Annotated in this window: 13 protein-coding genes; 3 read left to right on the plus strand and 10 right to left on the minus strand. The window is 62.8% G+C overall.

The window, feature by feature from the left end:
* Positions 1–71 precede the first annotated feature (71 nt).
* Complete coding sequence (locus ACVWZT_RS17935; RefSeq protein WP_457470539.1) at positions 72–1,361, minus strand: NAD(P)/FAD-dependent oxidoreductase; 1,290 nt, start codon at positions 1,359–1,361, stop codon at positions 72–74.
* Between ACVWZT_RS17935 and ACVWZT_RS17940 the strand changes: the two genes are divergently transcribed.
* Positions 1,360–2,874, plus strand: a complete 1,515-nt coding sequence (locus tag ACVWZT_RS17940; RefSeq protein ID WP_457470541.1) for a lytic polysaccharide monooxygenase — start codon at positions 1,360–1,362, stop codon at positions 2,872–2,874. The two genes, ACVWZT_RS17935 and ACVWZT_RS17940, sit on opposite strands and share 2 nt — an antisense overlap.
* 33 nt (positions 2,875–2,907) lie before the next feature.
* Here the strand turns inward: ACVWZT_RS17940 and ACVWZT_RS17945 are convergent, their stop codons facing one another.
* The 8 genes from ACVWZT_RS17945 to ACVWZT_RS17980 all read right to left on the minus strand — a co-directional run bounded on the left by ACVWZT_RS17945 (position 2,908) and on the right by ACVWZT_RS17980 (position 12,830).
* On the minus strand, positions 2,908–4,878 hold the full coding sequence (locus tag ACVWZT_RS17945) for a DNA topoisomerase III (protein WP_457472098.1): 1,971 nt from the start codon (positions 4,876–4,878) through the stop codon (positions 2,908–2,910).
* 166 nt (positions 4,879–5,044) lie between these two features.
* Positions 5,045–5,473 carry a GNAT family N-acetyltransferase gene (locus ACVWZT_RS17950; protein ID WP_296230818.1) on the minus strand — a complete coding sequence of 143 codons (429 nt, stop codon included), beginning with the start codon at positions 5,471–5,473 and terminating at the stop codon, positions 5,045–5,047.
* Positions 5,466–6,632, minus strand: coding sequence for a ribosomal protein uL16 3-hydroxylase (locus ACVWZT_RS17955; RefSeq protein ID WP_457470543.1), 1,167 nt, complete (start codon positions 6,630–6,632; stop codon positions 5,466–5,468). Before ACVWZT_RS17955 ends, ACVWZT_RS17950 begins: the two co-directional genes overlap by 8 nt.
* 81 nt (positions 6,633–6,713) lie before the next feature.
* Positions 6,714–8,084: an adenylosuccinate lyase gene (gene purB, locus ACVWZT_RS17960; RefSeq protein WP_457470545.1), complete on the minus strand. Its 1,371-nt coding sequence runs from the start codon at positions 8,082–8,084 to the stop codon at positions 6,714–6,716.
* Positions 8,085–8,255: 171 nt separating this feature from the next.
* Complete coding sequence (hflD, locus tag ACVWZT_RS17965; RefSeq protein ID WP_225778399.1) at positions 8,256–8,882, minus strand: high frequency lysogenization protein HflD; 627 nt, start codon at positions 8,880–8,882, stop codon at positions 8,256–8,258.
* A complete protein-coding gene (gene mnmA / locus ACVWZT_RS17970) occupies positions 8,879–10,003 on the minus strand; it encodes a tRNA 2-thiouridine(34) synthase MnmA (protein WP_440809804.1) in 1,125 nt (374 codons plus the stop codon). The genes hflD and mnmA overlap by 4 nt, the downstream gene beginning before the upstream one ends.
* Positions 10,004–10,062: 59 nt before the next feature.
* Entirely contained in the window at positions 10,063–10,503 is a 441-nt protein-coding gene (locus ACVWZT_RS17975; protein ID WP_296230814.1) for an NUDIX hydrolase, read from the minus strand.
* A gap of 101 nt (positions 10,504–10,604) precedes the next feature.
* Positions 10,605–12,830, minus strand: coding sequence for an NADP-dependent isocitrate dehydrogenase (locus ACVWZT_RS17980; protein WP_457470548.1), 2,226 nt, complete (start codon positions 12,828–12,830; stop codon positions 10,605–10,607).
* Between the two features lie 416 nt (positions 12,831–13,246).
* Here ACVWZT_RS17980 and icd point away from each other — a divergent pair, with 416 nt between their 5' ends.
* Positions 13,247–14,503, plus strand: coding sequence for an NADP-dependent isocitrate dehydrogenase (gene icd, locus ACVWZT_RS17985; protein WP_296230810.1), 1,257 nt, complete (start codon positions 13,247–13,249; stop codon positions 14,501–14,503).
* Positions 14,504–14,564: 61 nt separating this feature from the next.
* Here the strand turns inward: icd and cspD are convergent, their stop codons facing one another.
* Positions 14,565–14,819 (minus strand): cold shock domain-containing protein CspD, encoded by a 255-nt coding sequence (cspD, locus tag ACVWZT_RS17990; protein WP_457470550.1) that lies wholly within the window; start codon positions 14,817–14,819, stop codon positions 14,565–14,567.
* 230 nt (positions 14,820–15,049) lie between these two features.
* Between cspD and clpS the strand changes: the two genes are divergently transcribed.
* Positions 15,050–15,412 (plus strand): ATP-dependent Clp protease adapter ClpS, encoded by a 363-nt coding sequence (clpS, locus tag ACVWZT_RS17995; RefSeq protein WP_013973290.1) that lies wholly within the window; start codon positions 15,050–15,052, stop codon positions 15,410–15,412.
* The last annotated feature ends 11 nt before the right edge of the window (positions 15,413–15,423 follow it).

Consider the following 15,423-nt stretch of genomic DNA (forward strand, 5'->3'; position numbering starts at 1 on the left):
CTATTGAGCATAGGAGGAATTTGGACGGCTATCGGGCTTTTGTATCGCCTGTGCAGGCGACACAGATGCCCTCAGACGCGGTCGCGCATGCGGTACCAGGCTTTGGCGGCGGCTTCCAGCGGTGCGGCCAGCAGGTCGCCGCCCGGAAAGCGGCCGTTGTCGATGCCCTGGTACAGCGAAAGCAGGTCCTCATCACCCATGATGGCGTCACTCACGGCCCGTGCGGCGGCCAGGGTCGGCAGCACGCCATGCCCGGAAAAACCTTGCAACCAGTAGCGCTGGCCCTCATGGCCGACGTCCGGGGTGCGCTGCATGCTGCAATCGATATGGCCGCCCCAGGCGTAATCGATGGCCACCCCGGCCAGTTGCGGGAACACCCGCTCCAGGTAGGGGCGGGTGGCGCTGGCGACGTTCCTGGGAATCCCGCCCAGGTAGGTGCAGCCGCCACCGAACAGCAGGCGGTGGTCCGGGGTGAGGCGGAAGTAGTCGGGCACGAACTGGTTGTCGATCACGCAACTGTTGCGTGGCAGCAGCGACTGGGCGAACTCGGCATCCAGTGGCGCGGTGGCGACCTGGTAGGAGCCGACCGGCAGCAAGCGCCGTGACAGCTTGCGGTCGAGCCGGTCGATGTAGGCGTTGCAAGCCAGCACCAGCACGTCGCACCGTACCTCGCCGCAGGCGGTGCGTGCGACATAACCGTTGCCACTCGGCGCGTAGGCCAGCACCTGGCTTTGCTCGAAGATGCATCCGCCGGCAGCCTCGATGGCGCTGGCCAGGCCTTGGGCCAGTTTCAGCGGGTTGAGATGCGCACCGTTGGCGTCATACAGCGCAGCTTGGTAGCGCGGGCTGTCGATCCACTGTGGCAGCTCGTCGCGACCGATCAGGCGCAGGGCGTCGTAGCCCCATTTGTGTTCGGCATCGTGCAAGGCCTGTTCAAGCATTTTCACCCGGCGTGGCATCACGGCGGTCCACAGGCTGCCTGGCCGGTAGTCGATGTCGAAGCCATGGCGCTGCGGTAGTTCGCGCATTTCGTCGGCGGCCCAGCACATGCTGGCCCACAGGCGTTGGCTGCGCTCGGGACCCAGGGCTTTTTCCAGTGGTGGCATGTCGCATGACCAACCGAGCAGGGCCTGGCCTCCGTTGCGCCCGGACGCAGCCCAGGCCACGCGACTGGCCTCCAGCAGCGTCACGCGCTTGCCGGCCTGGGTCAGGCGCAGGGCAGTGTGCAAGCCGCTGAAGCCGGCGCCGATTATGAGCACCTCGGTGTCATGACGGCCTTGGAGGGTGGGGTGTAGTGGAATGCTGGCAGGGTAGGTCTGGGCATAGTACGTCGCGATGTGCTGTGCGGATTGCTTGAACATGCCGGAATCTCATGAAAATTATTTATATATTTTTCATGAAAATATATCAGGGAATTTTCATGTTGCCAGGGAAACCCTGCCCGACTGTCAGATCTACGCGTATCTCCAGGCATCGACAACCCGTACAAATGGCCTTGGTCAATACGGCCATCCATTCAAGGAAGCAACGATGAAACAAGCTGAACAAAAGTCGATCCGCGGGCCTGTCATGCCACGACATGGTCATGTGTTTTCCCCCGCATCGCGGGCCTATTTTGCCTGGCAAGCAGGCATGCTGGATGAAGGTGCGCTGAATCAGCGTGAAGCAGGCAAGTTCTTTCCGCATACGCAAGCTGGCCTGTCGGATCCATTTGCCAAGGACGACCTGAAAAACCTGCTGCCGCCACCAGACGGCAAAATTGCCAGTGCCAATCAGGCGACCGGGATGATGCTCGATCAGCCCGGCGACCACTGGACCAAACACGAAGTCCGTAGCGGGGAAACCCTGGACATCTCCTGGTATTTTGCTGCCGCACATAAAACGCGTCGCTGGAACTATTTCATCACCAAGGCAGATTGGGACAGCGCCAAGGTGCTGGCGCGCGATCAGTTCGAGGCCGAGCCTTTCCACACGGAACTGATCGAGTGGCAGCCGTTCTGGGCGTATGACGAAGAGATGAAACCCAGCAACCCGACCACCCACGCATTGCCGCTACCCGTGCGCGAGGGTTATCACGTATTGCTCGCGGTATGGGAGGTGGCGGACACGGGCAACGCCTTCTACCACGTGGTCGATCTCGACTTTCTGCCGGGTGACGGCGATGACCGGCCGAGCGTGCCGATGGGCCTGAAAGCCGATGAGGTGACCGACACCAAGGTTTCTTTGAGCTGGGAGCCATCGAGTGGTGCGCAACCCATCGAGTACTACCAACTGAGCCGTGATGGCACCGACATGTTCGTCGTGCCTGCCCCCATTACGCACTGGGATGACAACGAGGTGATGCCGGATAAGGCCTACCACTATTCCATCGTCGCAGTTGATAGCAAAGGTGCGAGCTCCAGGCCTTCAGCCCCGATCATCGTGCGTACTCTGGGTGAAGGTGGCGTGCCCAGCGCGCCGGAAAATCTGCACTCGATGGGGCAGGCTGTCGACAGCATCCGCCTGATGTGGGGTGCCTCAAGCGGTGCGAGCCCAATCAATCGCTACGAGCTCTATCGTGATGCTCAGCAGGTGGCCACCATCGCCGGTAACAGGACTGAACATACGGATGGTGGCCTGCAGCCGGACACCCTCTATGTTTACCAGGTCGTGGCGGTTGATGGGGAGGGCAAGGTTTCCGCTCCGAGTAACAACCTTTCGGTCAGGACTGCCGGAGAAAGTAATTACCCTGCCTGGCGACTGAACCAGGATTACGCCACTGGCGACCTTGTCAGCCATGTCGGCGCTGACTGGCGCTGCCGGCAAGCGCACAGGTCTCTCTCCGAGGATTGGGCGCCAGGGGCGGCCGCGGCGCTTTGGCAGCAACATGAATAAGTGAGCGCGGGCTCCAACCGGCAAGGCGGCGGTTCATCTTGCCGCCGTCTTGCGCCGGCCCTGCCTTGGTTTGCCTTCGCTGGTCTTGGCCGGGCCAGCTGCGCTTTTGCCTTTGCCGCCGCCGCTGCGGCGTTTTTTCTTCCACGGCGCCGCCTTACCCACTGGCGGCCCGCTGATGCTGATGCGCATGCCACTGCAACGTTCTACCAGCTTGCCCATCCATGCCGACTGCCGGGCGACGAATTCTTCCAGTGTCATCTCGCCACTTTGCACCATTTCCAGCGCCTGCTCCCAGATTGCCGTGGTACCGGGGTCGGCAATGGCGCGGGGCACGGCATCGATCAGGCTGAAGGCAGCAGGTGTGGCGGACAGGGCTTTGCCGTTCTTCACCAGGTAGCCACGGTCGAGCAGGCCCTGGATGATGCTGGCACGGGTGGCTTCGGTGCCGATGCCGGTGGTTTCCTTGAGCTTCTGTTTCAGCCGCGGGTCATCCACCAGCTTGGCCACGTTCTTCATCGCCTTGATCAGGTCGCCTTCGGTAAACGGCTTGGGCGGCTGGGTCCACAGGTCTTTCAGTTGCAGGCCTTGCACCGCACACTCCTGGCCCTCGCGCAGCGCCGGCAGCACTTGGGCCGGCGGCGCCTCGCGACCCTTGGCCGGGGCCAGTGCTTCGGGCAGGGCGCGGCGCCAGCCGGGTTCGACGATCTGCTTGCCCACCGCGCGCAGGGCATGGCCGGCGCAGTCGAAGTCGGCCTGGGTACGGTCGTACTCGTGGTTGGGCAGGAACTGCGCCAGGTAACGGGCGCGGATCAGGGTATAGACTGCCTTGTGTTTGGCTGGCAGGCGTGACGGGTCGCTGGCAGCGGCGGTCGGGATGATGCCGTGGTGGGCGCTGACCTTGGCGTCGTTCCAGGCCCGCGAGCGGCGCTGGGGCTGCAGGTGGGGCTGCAGCGGTGCCAGGCTGGCATCGGCCCTTTGCAGGCCGGCGAGGATGGCCGGTGCCTCGGCGTGCTGGCTTTGCGGCAGGTAGCCGCAGTCGCTGCGCGGGTAGGTGATCAGCTTGTGGGTTTCGTACAGGGCCTGGGCAATGTCGAGGGTTTCCTGGGCACCGAGGCCGAATTTTTTCGAGCATAGCTCCTGCAGGGTACCCAGGTCGAACGGCAGGGGAGCGGCTTCACGCACGCGCTCGGTGGCCACCCTGTTGGCCCGGGCGGTACCGGCCTGGTTGATGTCGGCGGCAGCCTGCTGTGCCAGCCCCTGCTTCAGGCAGCGACCCTGGTCATCACAGGCGTCTTCGGGGGCGCGCCACTGGGCGTTGAATTGTTGGCCGGCATGTTCCAGTTGTACGTCGATGGCCCAGAACGGCACTGCTATGAAATCGGCGATGCTGCGGTCGCGGTCCACCACCAGGCGCAAGGTCGGCGTTTGCACCCGGCCCACCGGTAGCACGCCCTGGTAGCCGGATTGGCGGCCCAGCAGGGTGAACAGCCGGCTCATGTTCATGCCGATCAGCCAGTCGGCGCGAGAGCGCCCCAGCGCCGAGTGGTACAGGTTGAAGGTTTCATGGCCCGGCAGCAGACGGGCCAATGCCTTGCGGATGGAGGCGTCGTCCAGCGCCGACAACCACAGGCGCTGCACCGGGCCGCGATAACGGCAATGCTCGACCAGTTCGCGGGCAATCATTTCGCCTTCGCGGTCGGCGTCGGTGGCGATCACCAGTTCCCTCGCTTCGCCAAGCAGGCGCTTGACCGCCTTGAACTGGCTGGCGGTCTTGGGCTTGACCAGCATTTTCCATTGTTCCGGAATGATCGGCAGGTCGGCCAGGTTCCAACGCTTGTAGCGCTCGTCGTAGCTGTCAGGTGGGGCGGTTTCCAACAGGTGGCCGATGCACCAGGTCACGCAAACGTCGGTGCCTTGCCAGCAGCCATCGCCCTTGCGGTTGGCGCCGAGCACCTTGGCGATGTCTTTCGCCTGGGAGGGTTTTTCACAAAGGAACAGGCGCATGGCCGGGAACGCTTCATCGGGGGTGATGGGCACTAGGATGCGCAAGCGAGGGCGCGGTGGCAAGTTTTATCTGGATGGATGTACAGGTTTTTGTCAGCAGGCATGTCGTTGGCCTGTGCCGGCCCTTTCACGGGCTTGACCGCGAAAGGGCCGGACAGGTCAAGGATCAGGCGCGTGAATCGCGCACCATGTCCACATGCGGGATGCCAGCTTCAAGAAATTCCTCGCTGACTACGCGGAAGCCCAGTCGCTCGTAGAACGGCGTGGCATGCACCTGGGCGCTGAGCATCTGCTGCTTCAGGTCGCGGTTCTGCGCTTCGGCGATCACCGCATTGACCAGCGCATCGCCAACCTTCATCCCGCGCCAATCCTTGAGCACCGAGATGCGCCCAATGGTACCGTCGGCCAGGAGGCGGGCCGTGCCGATCGGGTAATCACCTTCCAGGGCAAGGAAATGCAGCGCATCCTGGTCTTCCGAGTCGAACTCCAGTTCTGGCGGAATATGTTGTTCGGCAACGAACACGGCTTCTCGAATACGGCGAATATCGGCGTTGTCCTTGTGCCAGTCGGCCAAGCGAATACTGATTCTATTCATTGGCAAACCCCAGGCTTCCTTGTTTTACCAACTGCTGTACCAGCATCAGGCCGTCTTCATCCTGCAGCCACCCGGCCAGGTTGTCGATGTGCAGCGCGTCGGCGGCGCAGACCAGCTTCAGCAGCTCGCGCAGCTTGCCCGGCAGCGGGCAGCTGCGGCCGCTGGCAAACAGCAGCAGGTCGTCTTCGAACTCGGACCAGGCCAGGCGTGCACTCGGGTTGCGGATCAGGATGGCACCTTGTTCCAGGGCCTCGACCAGTTCTTCTTCGGTGAGTTCTTCGCCGACGATCTGCTCCGGGTAGCGCGGCTCGGTCATGAACTGGCCGAACCAGGTCAGCAGCAGGTCCTTGTCGCTCATGTGCTTGTCGAGCAGGGCCTTGAGGCGGTCGAGGGCGTCGTGCTGGATCTGGTGCGGGTCGCTGACCGGCTGGGCATCGGCGTCGCTGTAACGTTCTTCATCGGGCAGGAACTGGCCGAGGAAGTCGGTGAAGTGGGTCAACACTTCGGCGGCGCTGGGGGCACGGAAGCCGACCGAATAGGTCAGGCAGTCGTCCACCGCTACCCCGTAGTGGGCCAGGCGCGGCGGCAGGTAGAGCATGTCGCCCGGTTCCAGGGTCCACTCTTCGCTCTGCTCGAAGGCGGCGAGGATGCGCAGGTCGGCGTGCTCCAGCAGCGGGCTGTCGCTGCTGCACATCTGGCCGATCTTCCAGTTGCGCTGGCCGTGACCCTGCAGCAGGAACACGTCGTAGTTGTCGAAGTGCGGGCCGACACTGCCACCAGGCGCGGCGAAGCTGATCATCACGTCATCGATGCGCCAGCTGGGCAGGAACCGGAAGTTCTCCAGCAGTTCGGCCACTTCCGGGACGAACTGGTCGACGGCCTGCACCAGCAGGGTCCAGTCCTTCTCCGGCAGCTCGGCAAAGGTGTCTTCGTTGAACGGGCCGCGGCGCAGCTCCCACGGGTGCGCGCCGTGCTCGAGCACGATACGCGACTCGACTTCCTCTTCCAGGGCCAGGCCGGCCAGCTCGTCGGGGTCGATCGGGCTGATGAAATCCGGGAAGGCCTGGCGCACCAGCAGTGGCTTCTTCTGCCAGTAGTCGCGCATGAATTCGCGGGCCGAAATGCCGCCGAGCAGCTGCAGTGGAGTATCAGGATTCATGTTCAACCTATTGAAAAAAAGTAATTTTCGTCCGTGAATAAAAACGCCCGGCCAGGCCGGGCGTTGAACGCGACGCTCAGCTTAGATGCGTTTCGCCTGTGCTGCTGCGTTGCCGATGTAGGTAGCCGGGGTCAGTTGCTTGAGCTCGGCCTTGGCTTCGGCCGGCATATCCAGGCCGTCGATGAAGGTCAGCAGCGCTTCCGGGGTAATGCCCTTGCCGCGAGTCAGCTCCTTGAGCTTCTCGTAGGGGTTCTCGATGTTGAAGCGGCGCATCACGGTCTGGATCGGCTCGGCCAGCACTTCCCAGCAGGCGTCCAGGTCGGCGGCGATGCGGGCTGCGTTGACTTCCAGCTTGCCGATGCCTTTCAGGCTGGCTTCGTAGGCGATGACGCTGTGGGCAAAGCCCACGCCCAGGTTGCGCAGCACGGTGGAGTCGGTCAGGTCGCGCTGCCAGCGCGAGATCGGCAGCTTGCTGGCCAGGTGCTGGAACAGTGCGTTGGCGATGCCCAGGTTGCCTTCGGAGTTTTCGAAGTCGATCGGGTTGACCTTGTGCGGCATGGTCGACGAGCCGATTTCGCCGGCGACGGTCTTCTGCTTGAAGTAGCCCAGCGAGATGTAGCCCCACACGTCACGGTCGAAGTCGATCAGGATGGTGTTGAAGCGGGCGATGGCGTCGAACAATTCGGCGATGTAGTCGTGCGGCTCGATCTGGGTGGTGTACGGGTTGAACTGCAGGCCCAGCTCGTCTTCGATGAAGGCGCGGGCGTTCTGTTCCCAGTCGATCTGCGAATAGGCCGACAGGTGGGCGTTGTAGTTGCCCACGGCACCGTTGATCTTGCCCAGCAGCGGTACGGCAGCAACCTGGGCGATCTGGCGCTCCAGGCGGTACACGACGTTGGCCAGCTCTTTGCCCAGGGTAGTCGGCGACGCCGGCTGGCCGTGGGTGCGCGACAGCATCGGCACGTCGGCATGGGCGTGGGCCAGGGCGCGGATGGCGTCGGCGATCTGGCGCATCAGCGGCAGCAGCACGTCGTCGCGGCCAGCGCGCAGCATCAGGGCGTGGGACAGGTTGTTGATGTCCTCGCTGGTGCAGGCGAAGTGGATGAACTCGCTGACCTTGGCCAGCTCAGGCAACTTGGCGGCCTGCTCCTTGAGGAGGTATTCGATCGCCTTGACGTCGTGGTTGGTGGTGCGCTCGATTTCCTTGACGCGTTCGGCGTGCTCAAGCTTGAAATCGGTAGCCAGGCTGTCCAGCAGGGCATTGGCTTCGGCGGAAAATGCCGGCACTTCGCCGATCTGCGGGTGGGCGGCCAGGCGCTGCAGCCAGCGCACTTCGACCAGGGCGCGGAAACGGATCAGGCCGAATTCGCTGAAGATGGGGCGCAAGGCCTGGGTTTTGCCGGCATAACGGCCGTCTACAGGGGAAACCGCAGTGAGCGAAGAAAGCTGCATGGGGTGTTCTCGGACAGTCAGGCTTTTGGAAGGGCGCATATCATACATGAATTTTGCGCCGGAGTCGGGTGGCTGACCAAAGGTCGGCCCTATAAAAACATGTCGCGGCCGTTGTGCAGGAGCGGCCCATCGCGACCCAGGGCCGCTCCAGCACAGGGCAATGCGCATCGCTCAGGAAGGCGAACGCATCATGTCGTACAGTTCGTTGAGCAACTTGCGCCGGCTGAATACCAGCTGCCAGCGGTGGCCACCCAGCTGGCGCCACAGGCGGGCGGCGCGGATACCGGCCAGCAGCAGGGCGCGGATCTTCGAGGCGTTGCTGGCCTGTTGCAGGAAACGCATGTCGCCATGCACCTGGATACGCTGGCGCAAGGTGCTCAGGGTGTCCTGGTACAAGGCTCCGCTGGAAGCGATGACGTTTTCGTGAACCAGGCCGAAATGCTCGGCCTGGGACTGGATTTGCGGCAGGCGATTGCCAATGGTGTCGAGCAGGTCGGCGCGCTTGTTCAGCTGGCGCTCCAGGCCGAGTATCGACAGGGCGTAGCGCAGCGGCTCGCGCTGCAGGCTGCTGGGGTCGCGCTCCAGAGCGCCGACCAGCGCACGGTAGCCATCGCGCAGGTTGAGGTCGTCGCCGCCGAACACCTCCAGGGTGTCCTTGGGGTCACGCACCAGCAGGCTGCCCAGCATGCAGCCGATGTTGGCTTCGCTGGCCTGGCCGGTGCGGGCGATGCGGTCCACCAGCACCGCAGCCTGGAACACACCACCCAACGCTATCAACTGCTCCTGCAGCTTGCTCATGCGCGCGGGCTCCACGGCTCGGCAGTTTCGATCACGCCACCGCCCAGGCACACCTCGCCATCGTAGAACACCACCGACTGGCCCGGGGTAACGGCGCGCTGCGGTTCGTCGAACACGGCGCGGTAGCCGCTTGCGCTGCGTTCCAGGGTGCAGCGCTGGTCGCCCTGGCGGTAGCGAACCTTGGCGGTGAGCTGGCGCGGGCTGCCGAGGTCGATCGGGTTGACCCAGAAAATTTCCGAGGCCAGCAGGGCCCGCGAGAACAGCCAGGGGTGGTCGTTGCCCTGGCCGACCACCAGCACGTTGCGCGCCAGGTCCTTGTGCAGCACGTACCACGGCTCGTCACCGGCATCCTTCAGGCCGCCAATGCCCAGGCCCTGACGCTGGCCGATGGTGTGATACATCAGGCCGTGGTGGCGGCCGATCACTTCGCCGTCAGTGGTTTCGATGTTGCCCGGCTGGGCCGGCAGGTACTGCTTGAGGAAGTCGCTGAAACGGCGTTCGCCGATGAAGCAGATGCCGGTCGAGTCCTTTTTCTTGGCAGTGGCCAGGCCATGCTTTTCGGCGATGGCGCGTACTTCGGGCTTTTCCAGTTCGCCGACCGGGAACAGGGTGCGGGCGATTTCCTTGCCGCCGACGGCGTGCAGGAAATAGCTCTGGTCCTTGTTCGGGTCCAGGCCCTTGAGCAGTTCGGTCAGTTCGCCGGTGTCGCGGCGGCGCACGTAGTGGCCGGTGGCGATCAGGTCGGCACCCAGCGACAGGGCATAGTCGAGGAACGCCTTGAACTTGATTTCACGGTTGCAGAGGATGTCCGGGTTGGGTGTGCGGCCGGCCTTGTATTCCTCGAGGAAATGCTCGAATACGTTGTCCCAGTACTCGGCGGCGAAGTTGGCGGTGTGCAGCTTGATGCCGATGCGGTCACACACGGCCTGGGCGTCGGCCAGGTCTTCACGGGCGGTGCAGTATTCGGTGCCGTCGTCTTCTTCCCAGTTCTTCATGAACAGCCCTTCCACCTGGTAGCCCTGCTCCATGAGCAGAAGGGCGGAGACGGAAGAGTCCACGCCGCCGGACATGCCGACGATGACGCGGGTCTTGGCGGGGTCTTTGAGTGCTGGGCTGGTCATGGTTACCGGTGTGTATCAGGGGGGAAAAGAGCCGATTCTATCAAACCCGCGGCGCCACGTCAGTCGCGCAGCAGGTCGAGGCTGTGCAGGGGGCCTTCGAGGTAGTCGTCGAGGCAGCGTGGTACCAGTTCGCTGCGCCAGCGGGCCGGGTCGGCCAGCAGTTCATCGCGGGTCAGCCACACGGCGCGGACGATGTCGCTGTCCAGGGCCAGTTCCGGGCGGTGGCGCAGGGGGCGGGCGGCGAAGCAGATGCGCTGGTAGGTCACGCCGTTGCTGGGGGCGGTGTACAGGTAGATGCCGACCACCCCGGTCAGCTCGACTTCCCAGGCGGTTTCTTCCAAGGTTTCGCGCAGGGCGGCCTGGGGCAGGGTTTCGTTGGGTTCGAGGTGGCCTGCGGGTTGGTTGAAGACGTGCTGGCCGGCTTTGAATTCTTCGACGAAGAGGAACTTGCCCTCGTTTTCGACGATGGTGGCGACGGTGATGTGGGGTTGCCAGGCCATGGTGGTGTCCTTAGATCCTGGGGCCGCAAGGCGGCCCCTTTCCCAAAAAAGCACAAACCCCGGTGCGTGGCCGGGGTTTGTGCGGTTACTTCAAGCGAACCTTACAGGGCGGCGATGGCGCTGTTCAGGGTCTGGCTTGGGCGCATCACCTTGGCGGTCAGCTCGGCATCCGGGGCATAGTAGCCACCGATGTCGGCCGGCTTGCCCTGGACGGCGTTGAGCTCGGCGACGATGGTCTCCTCGTTCTCGGTCAGGGTCTTGGCCAGTGGGGCGAAGCGCGCCTGCAGGGCAGCGTCGTCGTTCTGCGCAGCCAGGGCCTGGGCCCAGTACAGGGTCAGGTAGAAGTGGCTGCCACGGTTGTCGATGCCACCGACTTTGCGCGAAGGCGACTTGTTGGTGTCGAGGAACTTGCCGGTAGCCTGGTCCAGGGTGTTGGCCAGCACCTTGGCGCGCGGGTTGTCGTAGGTGTTGCCCAGGTGCTCCAGGGAAGCGGCCAGGGCCAGGAATTCACCCAGCGAGTCCCAGCGCAGGAAGTTTTCTTCCACCAGCTGCTGCACGTGCTTCGGTGCCGAACCGCCGGCGCCGGTTTCGAACAGGCCACCACCGTTCATCAGCGGCACGATCGACAGCATCTTGGCGCTGGTGCCCAGTTCCATGATCGGGAACAGGTCGGTCAGGTAGTCACGCAGCACGTTGCCGGTCACCGAGATGGTGTCCTTGCCTTCGCGGATGCGCGCCAGCGAGAACTTGATGGCGTCGACCGGGGCCAGGATGCGGATGTCCAGGCCGGAAGTGTCGTGATCCTTCAGGTACTTCTGTACCTTTTCGATCATCACGCCGTCGTGGGCGCGGGCCGGGTCCAGCCAGAACACTGCCGGGGTGTTGCTCAGGCGGGCGCGGTTGACGGCCAGCTTGACCCAATCCTGGATCGGCGCGTCCTTGGTCTGGCACATGCGGAAGATGTCACCGGCTTCGACGTTCTGCTCCAGCACCACGTTGCCCTTGCCATCGACCACGCGCACGACGCCGTCGGTCTTGATCTGGAAGGTCTTGTCGTGGGAGCCGTATTCTTCGGCCTTCTGCGCCATCAGGCCGACGTTCGGTACGCTGCCCATGGTGGTCGGGTCGAAGGCGCCGTTGGCCTTGCAGTCTTCGATGGTGGCCTGGTAGATGCCGGCGTAGCAGCGGTCCGGGATCACGGCCTTGGCGTCCTGCAGTTCGCCGGCGGCGTTCCACATCTTGCCCGAGTCACGGATCATGGCCGGCATCGAGGCGTCGACGATCACGTCGCTTGGCACGTGCAGGTTGGTGATGCCCTTGTCGGAGTTGACCATGGCCAGGGCCGGGCGCTGGGCGTACAGGGCCTGGATGTCGGCTTCGATCTCGGCCTGCTTCTCGACTGGCAGGTCCTTGATGCGGGCGTACAGGTCGCCGATGCCGTTGTTGGCGTTGAAGCCTACTTCGGCCAGAGAAGCGGCGTGCTTGGCCAGTACGTCGCCGTAGAACTCTTCGACGATGACGCCGAACATGATCGGGTCGGAGACCTTCATCATGGTGGCTTTCAGGTGTACCGAGAGCAGTACGCCGGAAGCCTTGGCATCGGCGATCTGCTCGGCGATGAAGGCTTTCAGGGCCTTGCGGCTCATGGTTGCGCAGTCGATGACTTCAGCTGCCTTGACCGCGGTCTTTTCCTTCAGCATGGTGGTGCTGCCGTCTTTGCCGACCAGTTCGATGCGCAGGGTGTCGTCGGCTTCGATCAGTGCGGCTTTCTCGCTGCCGTAGAAGTCACCTTGGGTCATGTGGGCAACGTGCGACTTGGAGTCGGCAGCCCAGGCGCCCATCTTGTGCGGGTGCTTGCGCGCGTAGTTCTTCACCGACAGCGGTGCGCGGCGGTCGGAGTTGCCTTCGCGCAGGACCGGGTTCACCGCGGAACCCTTGATGCGGTCGTAGCGGGCGCGGGATTCTTTCTCTTCCGCGGTGGCTGGCTCGTCGGCATAGTCAGGGATGTTGTAGCCCTTGGCTTGCAGTTCCTTGATCGCGGCTTTCAGCTGCGGTACCGAGGCGCTGATGTTCGGCAGCTTGATGATGTTGGCTTCGGGGGTGGTAGCCAGCTGGCCCAGTTCCGCCAGGTGATCGCCTACTTGCTTCTCTGCGCCCAGTTGCTCCGGGAAGGCGGCGAGGATGCGGCCAGCCAGGGAGATGTCGCGGGTTTCGACGGCGATGTCAGCCGAGGCGGTGAAGGCTTCGATGATCGGCAGCAGCGAGTAGGTGGCGAGGGCGGGGGCTTCGTCGGTGAAGGTATAGATGATCTTGGAACGGGTGGGCATGCGGGTTAACTCTCTGTGTGCTGAGCGTGCTCGAGTCTCGTGGTGCGCAGGGTAGGCGCATCGCCCTGGCAGCGCCATGAGCGGAAAGTCGAGAGGCTGCGAGCGGTGATGGTGGATGCATCAGTCGAGCGTCAAGTGCTGAACTGCGGTAACAGCCCAGGCTTAGTGGCCGTTCATGGCCGAGGGCGGTCCGCATTTTCCAAGGGATCGCCCCGATGACCCTTCGGTCGCGGCGCAGTATACCAAACCATTCGGGCTAATCAGCAAGGCCAAGTGATATCGGCCCACTTATAAGACCAAAGACTAAGCGGCAATGTGGTCGGTTGTCGCATGCCTTGCACCTCGGCAGATGTGGTTTAGTCTCATTGGATCGCAGATGACCAAACACACATACCCGACAGCGGAGTAGTGCAAGCATGGGATACCAGAAAATCAAGGTTCCGACCGACGGCGCCAAGATCACCGTCAATGCCGACCATTCGCTCAACGTGCCTGACAACCCGATCATTCCCTACATCGAAGGTGACGGGATTGGCGTGGATGTCTCGCCGGTCATGATCAAGGTGGTCGACGCCGCCGTGCAGAAGGCCTACGGCGGCAAGCGCAAGATCGCCTGGATGGAGGTGTACGCGGGCGAGAAGGCCACCCAGGTGTACGACCAGGACACCTGGTTGCCACAGGAAACCCTCGATGCCGTGCGTGATTACGTGGTGTCGATCAAGGGGCCGCTGACCACGCCGGTGGGCGGTGGTATCCGCTCGCTCAACGTGGCCTTGCGCCAGCAGCTCGACCTGTACGTGTGCCTGCGTCCGGTGCTGTGGTTCCAGGGCGTGCCAAGCCCGGTGAAGAAGCCTGGCGACGTCGACATGGTGATCTTCCGCGAGAACTCCGAGGACATCTACGCCGGGATCGAGTGGAAGGCCGGTTCGCCCGAGGCGAACAAGGTGATCAGGTTCCTCAAGGAGGAAATGGGCGTCACCAAGATCCGTTTCGACCAGGACTGCGGCATCGGCGTCAAGCCAGTATCCCGCGAGGGGACCAAGCGCCTGGTGCGCAAGGCCTTGCAGTACGTGGTGGACAATGACCGCGAATCGCTGACCCTGGTACACAAGGGCAACATCATGAAATTCACCGAAGGCGCCTTCAAGGACTGGGGCTACGAAGTGGCGCGTGACGAGTTCGGTGCCGAATTGCTCGATGGCGGCCCGTGGATGAAGTTCAAGAACCCCAAGAGCGGCCGCGAGGTCATCGTCAAGGACGCCATCGCCGACGCCATGCTGCAACAGATCCTGTTGCGCCCGGCCGAGTACGACGTGATTGCCACCCTCAACCTCAACGGTGACTACCTTTCCGACGCCCTGGCGGCAGAGGTGGGCGGCATCGGCATCGCGCCGGGGGCCAACCTGTCCGACACTGTGGCCATGTTCGAGGCCACCCATGGTACCGCTCCCAAGTATGCCGGGCAGGACAAGGTCAACCCAGGCTCGGTGATCCTCTCGGCAGAAATGATGCTGCGGCACATGGGCTGGACCGAAGCTGCCGACCTGATCATCAAGGGCACCAATGGCGCGATTGCCGCCAAGACGGTGACCTACGACTTCGAGCGGTTGATGGAGGGCGCCACCCTGGTCAGCAGTTCAGGCTTTGGCGATGAAATGATCAAGCATATGTGAGGCAACGCAAAACCGGCCGCTTCCGCAAGGAGGCGGCCGAACTTGTTGCCGGCAGCGGCGCTCAGGCGTCGGCAGGGCTGCCGGCGGAATGGGCGCTGGCGACGGAGGGGCTGGAGGCGTTGCTGATGTTCACTGCGTGCAGGCCTTTGGGGCCCTGGACGATTTCGAAACTCACCGCCTGGCCGGCCTTCAGGGTCTTGTAACCGTCCATCTGGATGGCCGAGAAATGAGCGAACAAGTCTTCGCTCTTGCCCTCTTCATTGATGAACCCATAGCCCTTGGCATTGTTGAACCACTTGACTTTACCGCTTGCCATCCCTATGTCCCTCTGCAAAGGACTCCATCACTGGAGTATCATCCACTTCATCCGCATACGAACCTTGCGAAAAATCTGGTTGACTGCGCGGATCTTTATCGACCACGGTGGGTTCTTATTGTTTGTAACACCGTTTTGCCGTTAGTCAAGGTCACGCGGCGCGTGCTCCGGTGGCGGCTTTTGCAGTCAACCCACAACCTTAACCTGTCGCTCATGATGAAATTCTTTCCATGCATGCACCTAGTGAGATTCGACTAACATTCAATCAGGATCGCCCGCAATCGAATGAGGACGACGGCTCAGGTCTTGCGGTTCAGGAAGCCAAGCCGATCCTGCAGGCGCCACCGATGTACAAGGTGGTTTTGTTCAACGATGACTACACGCCGATGGATTTCGTCGTCGAAGTGCTCGAGACGTTCTTCAATCTGAACCGCGAGCTGGCGACCAAGATCATGCTGACCGTCCATACCGAAGGGCGGGCAGTGTGCGGATTGTTTACCCGTGACATCGCCGAAACAAAGGCTATGCAGGTCAACCAATACGCCAGGGAAAGCCAGCATCCGCTACTCTGTGAAATCGAGAAGGACGGTTAAAAGCCGACCAC

The organism is Pseudomonas sp. TE21394, assembly GCF_054057835.1.